Consider the following 15,938-nt stretch of genomic DNA (forward strand, 5'->3'; position numbering starts at 1 on the left):
AAAGATGAAAATTTCAATTGAACGTAACGATTTGCAATGGTTAAAGGATAATATATTAATAGTTCAATTCAGCCGGACTATTCTTTAGGGATAGTTTCTGAGAAATCAGATGGGGAAATCGTATCAGTTGAGAAAGAAGACATTATATTTCAGGGGATGTTTATAATCTTTAGTACTTTAAAAACTATCATATAGTTGAATCTTACTATGAGGAAACGAAAGAAATTTAATTTAATTATGTAAAATAATAACTTTTTTAAAAATAAATAAGTTTTATATAAGAATTATATTGATGAGATAGTGAAATAAATTTCATGTAGAAACGAGTTGTATATGTATACAACTCGATTTTTTTATTTTCTTAAAAAAATCGAGTGAATGATATATTCTGTAGGATTTTCTGAGTCATCTTTATATTTTATTTTAATAAGACACGCAAAGAAGTCTGTCCTTTCTTTATAAAATAAGAAAATTATTTTTGAAAAATTGTATTGTTACATCGGTAAAAGTATAGGAAACTTATCATTATAAAATAAATTGAAATCTTCTAAAAACTCTGATACATTGAAATAGAAATGTAGTTTCACAGTATTGTAAAGGCTTACAGTTATGTGCACGAAGATCTATTAGGATTGGAGGAAATAATGATGAAAGCTGAAGAAAAATTTTCCCCGGGATTAGATGGTATAGTGGCAGCGGAAACGAAAATCTCGTTTCTTGACACAGTGAAAGGTGAAATTGTAATTCAAGGGTATGATTTAATCGAACTCTCAAAAACAAAAGAGTATTTAGACATTGTGCACCTTTTATTGGAAGAACATCTACCAAATGAGGATGAAAAAGCAAAACTTGAAAAGAAATTAAAAGAAGAATACGCGGTACCAGAAGGTGTATTCAACGTATTAAAGGCATTACCGAAAGAAACGCACCCGATGGATGGATTGCGTACAGGTGTGTCCGCATTAGCTGGTTACGATAATGATATCGAAAACCGCTCGTTAGAGGTAAACAAAAGCCGCGGGTACAAATTATTGAGTAAAGTACCAAACATTGTAGCGAATAGCTATCATATTTTAAATAATGAAGAGCCAATCGAACCACTTAAAGAATTATCATATAGTGCGAATTTCTTCTATATGTTAACAGGTAAAAAACCAACTGAACTTGAGGAAAAGATCTTTGATCGTTCCCTTGTTTTATATAGTGAACATGAAATGCCAAACTCTACATTTACAGCGCGCGTTATTGCATCAACGCAATCCGACTTATATGGTGCTTTAACAGGTGCAGTTGCATCTTTAAAAGGTAGCTTACACGGCGGTGCAAACGAAGCGGTTATGTACATGCTTTTAGAAGCTGGTAATGTTGAGAAATTTGAAGAGTTGTTACAGAAGAAACTATATAACAAAGAAAAAATTATGGGCTTTGGACATCGTGTGTATATGAAGAAGATGGATCCGAGAGCACTGATGATGAAGGAAGCTTTAAAGCAGTTATGTGATGTAAAAGGTGATTATACACTATATGAAATGTGTGAAGCTGGTGAAAAGATTATGGAGAAGGAAAAAGGAATTTATCCAAATCTTGATTATTATGCAGCGCCAGTATATTGGATGCTTGGTATCCCAATTCAACTTTACACACCAATCTTCTTTAGCTCTAGAACAGTGGGACTATGTGCGCACGTAATTGAGCAACATGCGAACAATCGATTGTTCCGTCCACGTGTAAATTATATTGGCGAGCGACATGTACTTAGTAAATAAGAACAACTGGGGAGTTGTTTGCGCCGCCCGCCAGATGGGTGTTTGACCGACACCCATCATTAATAATAACGAATTTTCGACAGAAAGGGAAGAATAGCATGATTAAAACAAATGAAATTAAACAAAAAGATGCATTATTAGAAGAAATTGCGGATTATGTATTAAATAAAGAGGTAACTAGTGCAGAAGCATTCAGTACTGCTCGTTACGTATTACTTGATACGCTTGGATGTGGAATTTTAGCATTACAATATCCAGAATGTACGAAATTACTAGGACCAGTTGTTCCAGGAACAATCGTGCCAAATGGTACACGTGTACCAGGTACGTCATATGTACTTGATCCAGTGAAAGGTGCATTTAATATCGGATGTATGATCCGTTGGTTAGACTATAACGATACTTGGCTTGCAGCAGAGTGGGGACATCCATCTGATAACTTAGGCGGAATTTTAGCAGTTGCAGATTATATTAGCCGTGTTCGTATTTCAGAAGGAAAAGAACCATTAAAAGTACGTGAAGTATTAGAAATGATGATTAAAGCACATGAAATTCAAGGTGTACTTGCTTTAGAAAACAGCTTAAACCGTGTCGGTCTTGACCACGTATTATATGTAAAAGTAGCAACAACTGCTGTAGTTGCAAAAATGCTTGGCGGAACACGTGAAGAAATCTTTAATGCATTATCACATGCATGGATTGATAATTCTAGTCTTCGTACATACCGTCATGCACCAAATACTGGCTCACGTAAATCATGGGCAGCAGGTGATGCAACAAGCCGCGGTGTTCATCTTGCAATGACTGCTCTAAAAGGTGAAATGGGTTATCCAACAGCTTTATCTGCACCAGGATGGGGATTCCAAGATGTATTATTTAATAAACAAGAATTAAAGTTAGCAAGACCATTAGAGTCATATGTAATGGAAAATGTATTATTTAAAGTTTCATATCCAGCAGAGTTCCATGCACAAACAGCTGCAGAGTGTGCTGTGAAATTACACCCAGAAATTAAAGAAAGATTAGAAGAAATTGATCGTATTACAATTACAACTCATGAGTCAGCAATTCGTATTATTGATAAAGAAGGTCCATTAAATAACCCAGCTGATCGCGATCATTGTTTACAATACATTACGGCAATTGGTTTATTAAAAGGAGATATCGTTGCGGACGATTATGAGGATGCAGTAGCAAATGATCCACGTGTAGATGAATTACGTAATAAGATGGTTGTTGTTGAAAACAAACAGTACAGTTTAGATTACCTTGACCCGAACAAGCGCTCAATCGCCAACGCTGTTCAAGTCCATTTCAAAGATGGCACTGTAACAGAAAACGTGGAATGTGAATATCCACTTGGTCACCGTTTCCGTAGAGACGAAGCAATTCCAAAAGTTGTTCAAAAATTCACTGCAAATATGGCAGGTCATTATTCTAGTAAGCAACAAGAACAAATTCATGAAGCTTGTTTAAATGAAGAGAAACTAGAAAATATGAATGTAAACGAATTTGTAGATCTATTCTTAATTTAATAATAGGGGGAATTTAGAATGGCTTGGGTTGTGAATAAACAGTCAACACAAGAGGAGCTTGCGAATCGCTTCCGAGCTTTAGTAGAAGCAAATGAAATTTTGCAAATTCCAGGTGCTCATGATGCAATGGCAGCTTTAGTTGCGAGAAATACAGGGTTTTCAGCTCTTTATTTATCAGGAGCTGCTTATACTGCAAGTAAAGGGCTACCTGATTTAGGAATCGTGACGTCTACTGAAGTAGCAGAAAGAGCAAGAGATCTAGTGAGAGCTACAGACTTACCAGTTCTAGTTGATATTGATACAGGATTTGGCGGTGTATTAAACGTAGCGAGAACAGCTGTAGAAATGGTAGAAGCGAAAGTTGCGGCTGTTCAAATTGAAGATCAACAATTACCAAAGAAATGTGGACATTTAAATGGTAAGAAACTCGTTACGACAGAAGAATTAGTTCAAAAGATTAAAGCGATTAAAGAAGTTGCACCAAGCTTATATATTGTGGCACGTACAGATGCTCGCGGTGTAGAAGGCTTAGATGAAGCGATCGAAAGAGCGAACGCCTATGTAAAAGCAGGTGCAGATGCGATATTCCCTGAAGCGCTTCAATCAGAAGAAGAGTTCCGTCTATTTAATAGTAAAGTTAATGCACCTTTACTTGCGAATATGACTGAGTTCGGAAAAACGCCGTATTATAGTGCAGAGGAATTTGCAAATATGGGCTTCCAAATGGTTATTTATCCTGTAACTTCACTTCGCGTTGCAGCGAAAGCATATGAGAATGTGTTTACTTTAATTAAGGAAACAGGTTCTCAAAAAGATGCACTTTCAAGTATGCAAACGAGAAGTGAGTTATATGAAACAATTTCATATCATGACTTTGAAGAATTAGATACTGGAATTGCAAAAACAGTATTATCAGAGGATCAATAGATAAAGTGAAACTTTAATCAGTGGGGGTTTTTTTCATCCCCCACTGATTATTAGTTGAACCAATCGGACTTTAATGGGCAGCCCGACCCCCGCCTAACTTCTTTGCTTTCGCTGAATTTTGAGGCGGGGGTCTTACTGCCCATTAAAGCGGGATAAAACAACTAAGGCGATGAGAATACATCTTTGGCAAAAAGAACTGCTTGATGTGAATATTCATCGCCTTCTGTTTTCAAAAATAAGATATTCCACTCATCGTAGACGAGCATATGAAGTAGAAAATAACGCCGAAATGATAGGGGGATTCAGATGGAGAAAACGAAGTTACCGTGGGATGAATTTTTTTCACTTAATAAAGATGTGAATCATACTTTCTTTACGCCAGAGGATTTTTCAGGAGATGAAGATTTAATCGCAAAAACGACAGAACAATTCGTTAAACAAGAAATTTTTCCACAAATGGAGAATATTGAACAACATAACTATAAAGTATCTCGTCAACTATTTGAGAAAGCTGGAGAACTTGGGTTATTAAGTATCGAGGTCCCAGAAGAGTACGGTGGATTTGAGTTAGGAAAGGCAGTTTCAGGGCTTGTAGCAGAAAAAATGGGATACGCTGGTGCATTTAGCGTTTCATTTAATATACACGCAGGTGTAGGTACATTGCCTTACATATATTACGGAACGAAAGAACAAAAAGAAAAATATTTGCCGAAAATTGCATCAGGAGAATGGATTGGGGCTTATGCTCTAACTGAGCCGAATGCTGGTTCTGATGCTTTAAGTGCAAAAACGAGTGCAGTATTAAATGATGATGGTACTGCTTGGAAGTTGAATGGTGAGAAGCAATGGATTACAAATGCCCATATGGCAGATGTATACGTTGTTTTTGCGAAGACAAATAAAGGAATGACAGCGTTTATTGTCGAAAGAACATGTGAAGGTGTATCCATTGGACTAGAAGAAAAGAAAATGGGGATTAAAGGCTCATCAACCGCTACTCTTATTTTAGAAGATGTTGTTATTCCTGCTGAAAATGTTTTAGGGGAAGTTGGGAAAGGGCATCATGTAGCTCTTAATATTCTTAACTTCGCTAGACTTAAGCTTGCTTTTGGAAATATTGGAACAGCAAAACAAGCAATTGGTTTGTCGGTTCAATATGGAAAAGAGCGAAAACAGTTCCAAACGGAATTAGTAGATTTTACGATGATTCAAGAGAAAATTGCAAATATGATCATTGCTACATATGGTGCAGAAAGTGCAGCTTATCGTACAGCGGGCGTAATTGATGAAGCAATTCATGAGAGTGATGAAGATCTTATGAAGAAAATGTCTCAATTTGCAATTGAATGTGCACTTAATAAAGTAAATGCTTCTGAAACACTAGGTCATATCGTAGATGAAGCTGTACAAATTCATGGTGGTTACGGTTATATGCAAGAGTACGAGGTAGAACGATTATATCGTGATGCTAGAATTAGTCGTATTTTTGAAGGAACGAACGAAATTAATAGATTAACAGTTGCCAAAATGTTAATGAAGCAAATGGAACAAATTGAAGATACAGAAGTAGAGATTGATGTAGCAAATGTCGAAAGAAACCATCGTTACATTTTATTGGCGAAAAAATTGTTGAAACAATCTTTGAAAACGCTCTCTAAAACTCCAGGATTAAAAATTGATCAAGAGCAAGAATATTCACGTGTATTATCAAACATGTTAACGGACGTGTACGTCATGGAATCAGCATTTTTACGTACGAGTAAAGCCATTAATAAAAATGGTGAAGAGAAAGAGCGTACGAAACAAATGATAACTGACGTTATTTGTGAAGAAGGCTATCGCAAAGTAGAAGAAGCGGCGATTTCTATACTTTCAGCGGCTGTCACAGAAGAACAAGATAGACATGTGATTTTAACTGAAATTCGTCAATTATTAGTGCCTTTATACACGAACGTATTTACAAAAAAGAGAGAAATTGCGAAAGCTATTATAAATCGCGGAAAGTATATTGTGTAAATAGGAGGAAAGCGATATGAAAAAGATTGGTTTTATCGGTTTAGGTAACATGGGTCTTCCAATGTCTAAAAATTTAGTTAAATCAAGTTACACAGTATACGGTGTGGATTTAAATAAAGAGGCTGAAGCTTCCTTTGAAAGTGAAGGAGGAATTATTGGCTTATCAATTTCAAAACTAGCAGAAACATGCGATGTGATTTTTACAAGTTTACCTTCACCTCGCGCTGTTGAAGCGGTATATTTTGGCGAAGAAGGATTATTTGAAAATAGTCACTCGAATGTAGTTTTAATTGATACAAGTACTGTATCTCCACAGTTAAACAAACAGTTAGAGGAAGCTGCGAAGGAAAAGAAAGTAGACTTTTTAGCAGCACCTGTTAGTGGTGGGGTAATTGGAGCTGAAAACCGTACATTAACGTTTATGGTTGGTGGATCAAAAGAGGTATATGACAAAACGGAATCTATCATGGGCGCACTAGGCGCGAACATTTTCCATGTTAGTGAGCAGATTGATAGTGGTACAACTGTTAAATTAATTAATAACCTATTAATTGGATTTTATACAGCTGGCGTAAGTGAAGCTTTAACATTAGCGAAAAAGAATAATATGGATTTAGATAAAATGTTTGATATTTTAAATGTAAGTTACGGTCAAAGTAGAATTTATGAGCGCAATTATAAAAGTTTCATTGCATCAGAAAACTACGAGCCAGGCTTTACTGTGAATTTATTAAAGAAAGATTTAGGATTTGCAGTAGATTTAGCAAAAGAAAGCGAACTTCACTTACCAGTTAGCGAAATGCTACTAAATGTATATGAAGAAGCAAGTGAAGCTGGGTACGGTGAAAATGATATGGCAGCTTTATATAAGAAAGTTAGTGAACAGTTAATTTCTAATCAAAAATAATAGACTTAAATACATCATAAAAAAGGAGAGAATATAATGATTACAACTGAAATTAAACGAGTAAAAAATCATATTAATGGTGAGTGGGTAGAATCTACTGGTACAGAAGTAGAAGCAGTTCCAAATCCGGCGACTGGAAAAATTATCGCTTACGTTCCGCTATCTCCGAAAGAAGATGTTGAAAAAGCTGTTGAAGCGGCAAAAGCAGCATACGAAACATGGTCTAAAGTACCAGTTCCGAATCGTTCAAGACAATTGTATAAATATTTACAGCTTTTACAAGAAAACAAAGAAGAGCTTGCTAAAATCATTACGCTAGAAAATGGTAAAACATTAACGGATGCAACTGGTGAAGTACAGCGTGGTATCGAAGCGGTAGAACTTGCAACATCAGCACCAAATTTAATGATGGGACAAGCTCTTCCGAATATTGCTAGTGGCATTGATGGATCGATTTGGCGTTATCCAATTGGAGTTGTTGCGGGTATTACACCGTTTAATTTCCCAATGATGATTCCATTATGGATGTTCCCACTTGCAATTGCTTGCGGTAATACGTTCGTATTAAAAACATCTGAAAGAACGCCACTTTTAGCAGAGCGACTTGTAGAGTTATTCTATGAAGCTGGTTTTCCAAAAGGAGTATTAAATTTAGTACAAGGCGGAAAAGATGTTGTAAATAGCATTTTAGAAAATAAAGATATTCAAGCTGTTTCGTTCGTTGGATCTGAGCCGGTAGCTCGTTACGTTTATGAAACAGGTACGAAACACGGGAAACGTGTACAAGCGTTAGCTGGTGCGAAAAACCATGCGATTGTAATGCCAGATTGCAATCTTGAGAAAACAGTGCAAGGTGTAATTGGATCTGCATTCGCAAGTAGTGGAGAGCGCTGCATGGCATGTTCAGTAGTAGCGGTAGTAGATGAAATTGCTGATGAATTCATCGACGTACTAGTAGCAGAGACGAAGAAGTTAAAAGTAGGTGATGGTTTCCACGAAGATAATTATGTTGGACCATTAATTCGTGAATCTCATAAAGAGCGTGTACTAGGCTATATTAATAGCGGTGTAGCAGATGGAGCAACTTTATTAGTAGATGGCCGTAAAATTAAGGAAGAAGTTGGAGAAGGTTACTTTGTAGGTGCGACAATCTTTGATGGTGTAAATCAAGAAATGAAAATTTGGCAAGATGAAATCTTTGCTCCAGTATTAAGCATTGTAAGAGTTAAAGATTTAGAAGAAGGTATTAAACTTACAAATCAATCTAAATTTGCAAATGGTGCGGTTATTTATACGTCAAATGGTAAGCATGCACAAACGTTCCGTGATAACATCGATGCTGGTATGATCGGTGTAAACGTAAACGTTCCAGCACCAATGGCATTCTTCGCATTTGCAGGAAATAAAGCTTCATTCTTTGGAGATTTAGGTACAAATGGTACAGATGGTGTACAATTCTATACACGTAAAAAAGTTGTAACTGAGCGCTGGTTTTAATAAATAGTAGACAGCAAGATCAGTTATTAAATGAAAACCACCACTAGGAATAGTGGTGGTTTTCATTTTGTTAATTATTTTTTTCAAAAGCTAGTTTAATACCAAAACCAATTAAGACGATTCCCGTTAACCCTTGAATATAACGTTGCGTCTTCGGTTTTTTCATAAAAGCACTAATTTTATCAATTAAAAATATATAAAAAGCGAACCAAATAACTGTTAAAACGAGGTAAGTAAGGCCCATTACGAGAAGCTGGATAAACGTATTATGATTTGGATTTAAAAATTGCGGTAAAAAGGTTAAAAAGAAGACTGCAACTTTAGGGTTTAATAAATTTGTAAGAAACCCTTGGCGAAAGCAAGAAGTGTGTTCGTTTTCGTTATGCAAAGGTAAATCGTTCGTATCGACACTTTCTTTGTTTCTTACTGCTAAAAGGGCTTTAATACCAATATAAATTAAATATAGAGCTCCAACGTACTTGAAAATAGAGAATAAAAGAGCTGACTTTACAATAAGTGCGGATAGTCCGATTACTGCTGCTAACGTATGAATCAAAAGTGCAATACATGTGCCGAACACGGTTTTTACTCCACCCATCTTACCGGCAACTAATGTGTTTTTCGTGGCCATTGCAGTATCAGGACCAGGTAAAATAATAAGACAAATAGACATAATGATGAAAAGAAAAAAATTTTCAATCATAGTCGCTCCTCCTTTTTTATTTTTAGAATATTTGATTAAAAATAGTGTAGCACATATTTCGATTTAATAAAATTAAATTTTATTAAAAATTATTAAATAGGAAAGAGGCTATATAGTCGCGTAATGAAACGACTATATAGCCTCAGTTTAATCCTGTATATACGGGGATGATTTATGCATTAAGTAAGTTAAAGAATCGATTTACATCTTCTTCTGAAACATCACTTAATTGCTTATATTTATAATTCGGATTTTGATCTTTATCAACGACAACAGAGCGTACCCCTTCGAAGAAATCCGCATGTCTCATGAAATTTTTAGCAAGTACAAGGTCGGTAGCGAAACATTCTTCAACCGACTTATCTTGGCCATCAATAAACTGTTTTAATGTTACTTTTAACGAAATAGGTGATTTTGATAATAGCGTTTCTTTCGTTTTTATGGCAAAGGCACTTGGATCTTTCTCCAATGAATAGATGATCTCTTCAATTGTATCGAAAGCAAAATGTGAAGTAATTTCTTCTAATGAAGGAGCAAGCTCGCTTTCTAAGTTTGGAGCAGTTGCAAATGTACGAATGACTTCTTTTAAATTAGTATGTACATCATCTTCTTTATGCCAATTTATACTTTCCAGTTCAGTAAGGAAATTTGGTAATGAATCAGATGTCATAAAGTAATCAGCAGCGTTTATGAATAAAACGTCAGCAGCTTTTAAAATAGATGCCGTTAAAGCAACATAGCGGCCAGCAAACCCTGGAGCTTTATTTAAGAAATAAGCAGCACCAACGTCCGGGAAGAAGCCGATATTCATCTCGGGCATTGCCCATTTCGTACGCTCAGTTACAATTCGATATTTCGCACCATTTGTAAGACCGACACCTCCGCCCATTACAATTCCATCTAAACAAGCGATGATTGGTTTTTTATATTGATAAATATATGTATCAATTTCATACTCTTCTTCAAAAAAACGTTCCGCATGCTGTAATGCAGCTTCATTTGAACGTGCTTCATAAAGAGTTTTAATGTCACCGCCTGCACAAAAACCTTTTGTGCCAGCTCCTTTTAAAACGATAAGCGCAATTCGCTCGTCATTTTCCCATTCTTTCAGTTTTTGCCCAATTGGTTGTAACATGTCATAAGATAAAGAATTAAGTGCTTTTGGGCGGTTTAAAGTAATTGATGCAACTCCGTTTTCACTAACAGAAAATAAAACGTGTTCAGTCATAATTCATCCTCCCTTACATATCTTCTTATTCTTAATTCTTGATACGTACTGAAATGTCCTTTATAAACTTTGTCTAAAGTTGGCGATACATGTTAATTTGCCAAATGCATATTTTGACGAGTTATATTTGCAGGATTTCGGAGGTTGACAATGAATATTACAACATTACTGTAATTGTAATTATTTGAAGTTATCATGATAAACACGCTATTATATAAGTGTAAATTGTACATAATCACCTTAAAAAGGGTATTTGAAATGATTATGATAAAAGAAATATTACTTTTTATTAGAAATAGAGAAAGGAGAAATCGGAATGCCAGGACCTTTACTGTTGTCGGTGATTATTTTGTCTTCTTTAATGATAGGGATAACTCAGTTTTTTCATCATACAGATACGACAGAGGAAGTGAAGGATAAAGTACGTCTCGTATTTCCGATTTTTATCATATCTATTTCTATTTGTATTTTATTAAATAAGGATGGATACATTGTCGCTGTATTTTCATTTTTTGTAGCGATTGTTTTAATTACAGTTTTATATTATGTAATGAAAGACTTTATACAAAAATAAAGATGTCCCATGAGACATTTTTATTTTTGAAACAAATAAAATTTCACATACCGTATTATATGTTAAAAATAAAAAGCATATAGCGATAGAAAAGTATGTACTTTACCGTGTATTTACTTGTCAATCTTGCATAGCCAATATACTATTAATAGTGTAGAGATTAGAAAAAGGGGTTGTATCTATCATGAAATTTGAGATGCACACAAAAATTATTTCAAATGAAAAAGAAGTAAGGTTACATATAGAAGAAAACATATTTCAATTAAAATTGGATGGTTATCACTTATTTACAGTTCAAGAAATATTACCTTTATATAAATCAAATGAAGAAAGAATTGGTAGTGCAATGATACAAAAGTTAGAGTGGGAGAACGGAAAAACTACTATAAACTATCAACTCGTATCACTAAAATCAGTAAATTAAAAGGAGCAGGACAATATGAAGTTATTTCATACAGCGGATTGGCATCTAGGAAAGCTTGTTCATGGCGTGTATATGACTGAAGATCAAAAGATTGTATTAGATCAGTTTGTACAAGCTGTTGAAGAAGAAAAACCAGATGCTGTAATTATTGCAGGCGATTTATATGACCGCGCAATTCCACCAACAGAAGCAGTAGATTTATTAAATGATGTGTTACAAAAAATAGTGATTGATTTACAAACACCAGTTATTGCGGTTGCAGGTAACCATGATAGTCCTGATCGTATTCATTTTGGTAGTAGTTTAATGAAGAAACAAGGATTATTTATTGTGGGACAATTTCAATTTCCATATGATCCAATTATATTAAATGATGAACATGGTGAGGTTCACTTCCATCTCATTCCATATGCTGATCCAAGCATAGTTAGACACATATTGAAAAATGAAGACGTACGTTCACATGATGATGCGATGCGTATTTTTATGAATGAGCTTTCTGAGACGATGGATAAAGAAGCTAGACATGTATTTGTAGGTCATGCATTTGTAACTTCTGCAGGAGAAGCAGAGGAGAATACAAGTGATGCAGAACGACCACTTTCAATTGGTGGTGCTGAATACGTAAATAGTCATTATTTTGATAAGTTTCATTACACAGCGCTTGGACATTTACATCAAGCGCATTTCGTACGTAATGAAACAATTCGATATTCAGGTTCGCCACTTGCATATTCTATTTCTGAAGAAAAACATAAAAAAGGATATTATATTGTAGAACTGGACGAGCAAGGTGAAGTAACAATTGAAAAAAGGTTACTTACACCACGCCGTAAAATGCGAACAGTAGAAGCAAAAATAGATGAATTGTTACAACATCCAATAAGTGAAGATTACGTATTTGTAAAATTATTAGATGAAAATCCTGTCTTGCAGCCAATGGAAAAAATACGCTCTGTATATCCAAATGCAATGCATGTTGAAAGATCTATTCAAAGACGAGAGTTCACAGAGTCAAATGAAGTAACAGTTTCAAGACATAAAACGGATGATTTATCGCTATTAAAGGCTTTTTATAAAGAAATGAAAGGCTTAGATTTATCAGAAGAGAAAGAACGTTTATTTGTAGAAGTACTACAAACAGTGCAAGAACGGGAAGGTGAACGAGGATGAGACCGATTCAGCTTATTATGACAGCATTTGGACCATATAAACAGAAAGAAGTAATCGATTTTAACGATCTTGGAGATCATCGTATTTTCGCCATTTCTGGGAATACAGGAGCTGGAAAGACAACGATTTTTGATGCGATTTGTTATGTGTTATATGGTGAGGCAAGTGGAGAAGAACGTAGTGATACGAGCATGCTGCGCAGTCAATTTGCTGATGATAATATGTATACTAGTGTAGAACTAACCTTTCAGCTAAAAGGGAAACGTTATGAAATAAAACGCCAACTTGGACATAAAAAACAAGGGAACAAGACGATTACGGGACATGCAGTAGAATTATATGAAGTGATTGATGAAGAGAAGGTTCCAGCTGTTGATCGTTTCCATGTAACGGATGTAAATAAAAAAGTAGAAGATTTAATTGGTTTAAGTAAACATCAATTTAGTCAAATCGTTATGTTACCGCAAGGGGAATTCCGTAAACTATTAACATCTGAGACAGAAAACAAAGAAGAAATTTTGCGTCGTATTTTCAAAACAGATCGTTATAAGTTAATGCGTGAGTTACTTGATCAAAAACGAAAACAATGGAAAGACGTCTTACAAGAAAAGCAGAAAGAGCGAGAATTATACTTCCGTAATGTTTTTAAATTACCAATTCGTGATGGATCATTATTAGAGACATTAGTGGAACAAGAACATGTAAATACGCATCAAGTAGTAGAAGCATTAGAACAAGAAACAGATGTGTATAAGGCAGAAGTTGAGCAATTACAAGTAGAACAAGAAGTTCAAACGAAGCAATTAAAAGATGCTGAAACACGTTTTCATGCAGCGAAATCTGTAAATGAGAAATTTATAGATTTACAACAAAAGAATGAGAAATATAATACTTTACAAGAAAACCGTACAGTTATTGAAATGAAAGAAACATCTTTTAAACGTGCGGAAGAAGCGAAGCGCTTATTACCATTTGAACAATGGTACGAAGAAGCAATACAAAATGAGCAGAAGGCTGAAAGTTTGTTAAAACAGATAATCGCCAAAAAAGAAAATATAACGAATAGCTTTGAACTAGCTCAGCAGAAATATGAAGCATTAAAGAATAAAGAACCTGAGAGAGAAGATGCAAAAAAACTTGTTCAAAGATTAGAAGAGTTACAACCGATTATTGCATCATTAGATGAGAAACAGTTGAATTTACAAAATGCAGAAATTCAAGTTGGGAAATTAAAAGAAGGTATGCACAACTTAGATCGACAATTAGACGAGCATACAAATCAAAAACAGCAAATGTCTGGTGAATTGCAGCAATTAGAACGAGCACTTGAGCAATATGTAGCTAAAGTAGAAGAACTAACGAATATGCGAGAAGATGCAAAAGTTTTAAAGCAAGCATATGATGTTTGGCAAGAAAAGCAAAAATTCGAGCAAGAAAAAGAAGCGGCATACAATAAGATGCAAATGGCAGTGAACGCATATGAAAATATGGAACGCCGCTGGTTAAGTGAGCAAGCTGGTATATTAGCTCTTCATCTACATGATGGCGAATCTTGTCCAGTATGTGGGAGTACGAACCATCCGAAAAAAGCTACAGAGCAAAGTGATGCGATCGATGAAAAAGAGTTAAATGATTTAAGAGATAAGAAGAATGTTGCTGAAAAATTACATGTTCAATTAGAGGAGAAATGGAATTTCTATCACCTTCAATATGAGCAAGTAATAGAAGAGGTTAAGAAGCGAGGCTATCGCTCGGAAGAATTAGCTGAAACATATAGTGCGCTTGTTCAAAAGGGAAAACAATTAGTAACTGAAGTGAATACGTTAAAAGCAAGCGAAGAAACGCGTAAGCAAACTGCTTTGAATATAAAAAGCGTAGAAGAAAAAGTGGATGCACTTCAGAAGCAACAGCGTGAGGTAGAAACAGAGCAGCACCGAATAGAAATGGAGTGTATGCAGCTTCGTACGTCATATGAACATGATAAGAAAAATATTCCTGAAAGCTTACAAACCGTACAAGCGTGGAAAGTCCAGTTTGACCAAGCTATGCATGAACTTAGATTAATGGAGGACGAATGGAAGAAAGTGCAGGAAGCGTATCAACATTGGCAAAATGAAAATATACGAATTCAAGCAGAACAGGAAAGTGCTTTTAATCAATTTGAAAGTACAAAATTGAAGAAAGAAGAGACTTTCGTGCGCTTTATGAAAGAGCTTGAGCAGAGCGGATTTACAGATCAATCTACGTATAAAGAAGCTAAATTAAATGATGCCGAGATGGAGATATTACAAAAAGAAATTCAAAGCTATTATTCATCTCTTGAAGTACTTGCAAAACAAATTGAAGAGTTACGTGCTGAATTAAAAGATAAAGAGTATATGGATATTACAGCGTTAGGTGAACATATAAAAGATTTAGAAATAAATCTTGATATCATTAAAGAAAAACGTCAACGTGCGCAAAATGCAGTAACATATATTTCTGATTTACATGAAAATATTAGACGTATTGATGAGCAAATTCATGAGGAAGAAAAAGCTTTCCAAGAACTTGTTGATTTATATGAAGTAATGAAAGGTGATAACGAAAGTCGCATATCATTTGAACGTTACATCTTAATTGAGTATTTAGAACAAATTGTTCAAATTGCAAACGAACGATTACGTAAATTATCAAATGGACAATTTTATTTAAAACGAAGTGAACGAGTTGAAAAGAGAAATCGTCAAAGTGGATTAGGATTAGATGTATATGACGCATACACTGGCCAAACACGTGATGTAAAAACATTATCTGGCGGTGAGAAATTTAATGCATCACTTTGCTTAGCGCTTGGAATGGCAGACGTCATTCAATCGTATGAAGGTGGTATTTCCATCGAAACGATGTTTATAGATGAAGGATTCGGTTCACTAGATGAGGAGTCATTAACAAAAGCGGTAGACGCCTTAATTGACTTACAAAAGTCAGGCCGATTTATCGGTGTCATTTCACACGTTCAAGAACTGAAAAACGCAATGCCAGCTGTATTAGAAGTAACGAAGCAGAAGGATGGGTGTAGTCAGACGAGGTTTGTGGTGAAGTAAGTTCAAGTGTAATTCATACTTAAAGCATTCTTTGCGGGTTTCTAGTAAAGAACTTATGATAAAACAAATGCCATCTCTTTTTAGAGGTGGCATTTGTTTGTT

12 protein-coding genes and 1 pseudogene are annotated in these 15,938 nt (G+C 35.1%); 11 read left to right on the forward strand and 2 right to left on the reverse strand.

Annotated elements, in window-relative coordinates:
* Window positions 1–4 precede the first annotated feature (4 nt).
* From MHB74_RS11425 to MHB74_RS11455, 7 genes and pseudogenes are all read left to right on the forward strand, one after another.
* Window positions 5–230, forward strand: a pseudogene (locus MHB74_RS11425) (HesB/YadR/YfhF family protein).
* Window positions 231–644: 414 nt separating this feature from the next.
* Window positions 645–1,766, forward strand: coding sequence for a citrate synthase (gene mmgD, locus MHB74_RS11430; RefSeq protein ID WP_041184530.1), 1,122 nt, complete (start codon window positions 645–647; stop codon window positions 1,764–1,766).
* 98 nt (window positions 1,767–1,864) lie between these two features.
* Window positions 1,865–3,301: a 2-methylcitrate dehydratase gene (gene prpD, locus MHB74_RS11435; protein ID WP_000598119.1), complete on the forward strand. Its 1,437-nt coding sequence runs from the start codon at window positions 1,865–1,867 to the stop codon at window positions 3,299–3,301.
* Window positions 3,302–3,319: 18 nt separating this feature from the next.
* Entirely contained in the window at window positions 3,320–4,228 is a 909-nt protein-coding gene (prpB, locus tag MHB74_RS11440; protein WP_061679127.1) for a methylisocitrate lyase, read from the forward strand.
* A gap of 306 nt (window positions 4,229–4,534) precedes the next feature.
* A complete protein-coding gene (locus MHB74_RS11445; RefSeq protein WP_061679128.1) occupies window positions 4,535–6,244 on the forward strand; it encodes an acyl-CoA dehydrogenase family protein in 1,710 nt (569 codons plus the stop codon).
* A 16-nt stretch (window positions 6,245–6,260) separates the two neighbouring features.
* Window positions 6,261–7,151: an NAD(P)-dependent oxidoreductase gene (locus MHB74_RS11450; protein ID WP_061679129.1), complete on the forward strand. Its 891-nt coding sequence runs from the start codon at window positions 6,261–6,263 to the stop codon at window positions 7,149–7,151.
* Window positions 7,152–7,187: 36 nt separating this feature from the next.
* Window positions 7,188–8,648, forward strand: a complete 1,461-nt coding sequence (locus MHB74_RS11455) for a CoA-acylating methylmalonate-semialdehyde dehydrogenase (protein ID WP_000633351.1) — start codon at window positions 7,188–7,190, stop codon at window positions 8,646–8,648.
* Between the two features lie 70 nt (window positions 8,649–8,718).
* Here MHB74_RS11455 and MHB74_RS11460 read toward each other — a convergent pair whose 3' ends face one another.
* Complete coding sequence (locus MHB74_RS11460; RefSeq protein ID WP_061679130.1) at window positions 8,719–9,351, reverse strand: LysE family translocator; 633 nt, start codon at window positions 9,349–9,351, stop codon at window positions 8,719–8,721.
* Between the two features lie 172 nt (window positions 9,352–9,523).
* Complete coding sequence (locus MHB74_RS11465) at window positions 9,524–10,579, reverse strand: enoyl-CoA hydratase/isomerase family protein (protein ID WP_061679131.1); 1,056 nt, start codon at window positions 10,577–10,579, stop codon at window positions 9,524–9,526.
* Between the two features lie 316 nt (window positions 10,580–10,895).
* Between MHB74_RS11465 and MHB74_RS11470 the strand changes: the two genes are divergently transcribed.
* The 4 genes from MHB74_RS11470 to MHB74_RS11485 all read left to right on the forward strand — a co-directional run bounded on the left by MHB74_RS11470 (window position 10,896) and on the right by MHB74_RS11485 (window position 15,836).
* Entirely contained in the window at window positions 10,896–11,153 is a 258-nt protein-coding gene (locus MHB74_RS11470) for a hypothetical protein (RefSeq protein ID WP_061679132.1), read from the forward strand.
* Between the two features lie 184 nt (window positions 11,154–11,337).
* Window positions 11,338–11,577, forward strand: a complete 240-nt coding sequence (locus tag MHB74_RS11475; RefSeq protein WP_000667347.1) for a DUF2584 family protein — start codon at window positions 11,338–11,340, stop codon at window positions 11,575–11,577.
* Between the two features lie 15 nt (window positions 11,578–11,592).
* Window positions 11,593–12,750 carry an exonuclease SbcCD subunit D gene (locus tag MHB74_RS11480; RefSeq protein ID WP_061679133.1) on the forward strand — a complete coding sequence of 386 codons (1,158 nt, stop codon included), beginning with the start codon at window positions 11,593–11,595 and terminating at the stop codon, window positions 12,748–12,750.
* Window positions 12,747–15,836, forward strand: a complete 3,090-nt coding sequence (locus MHB74_RS11485) for an AAA family ATPase (RefSeq protein WP_061679134.1) — start codon at window positions 12,747–12,749, stop codon at window positions 15,834–15,836. The genes MHB74_RS11480 and MHB74_RS11485 overlap by 4 nt, the downstream gene beginning before the upstream one ends.
* The last annotated feature ends 102 nt before the right edge of the window (window positions 15,837–15,938 follow it).

It is taken from the genome of Bacillus sp. FSL K6-0069 (assembly GCF_038007785.1).
GTDB lineage: Bacteria > Bacillota > Bacilli > Bacillales > Bacillaceae_G > Bacillus_A > Bacillus_A mobilis.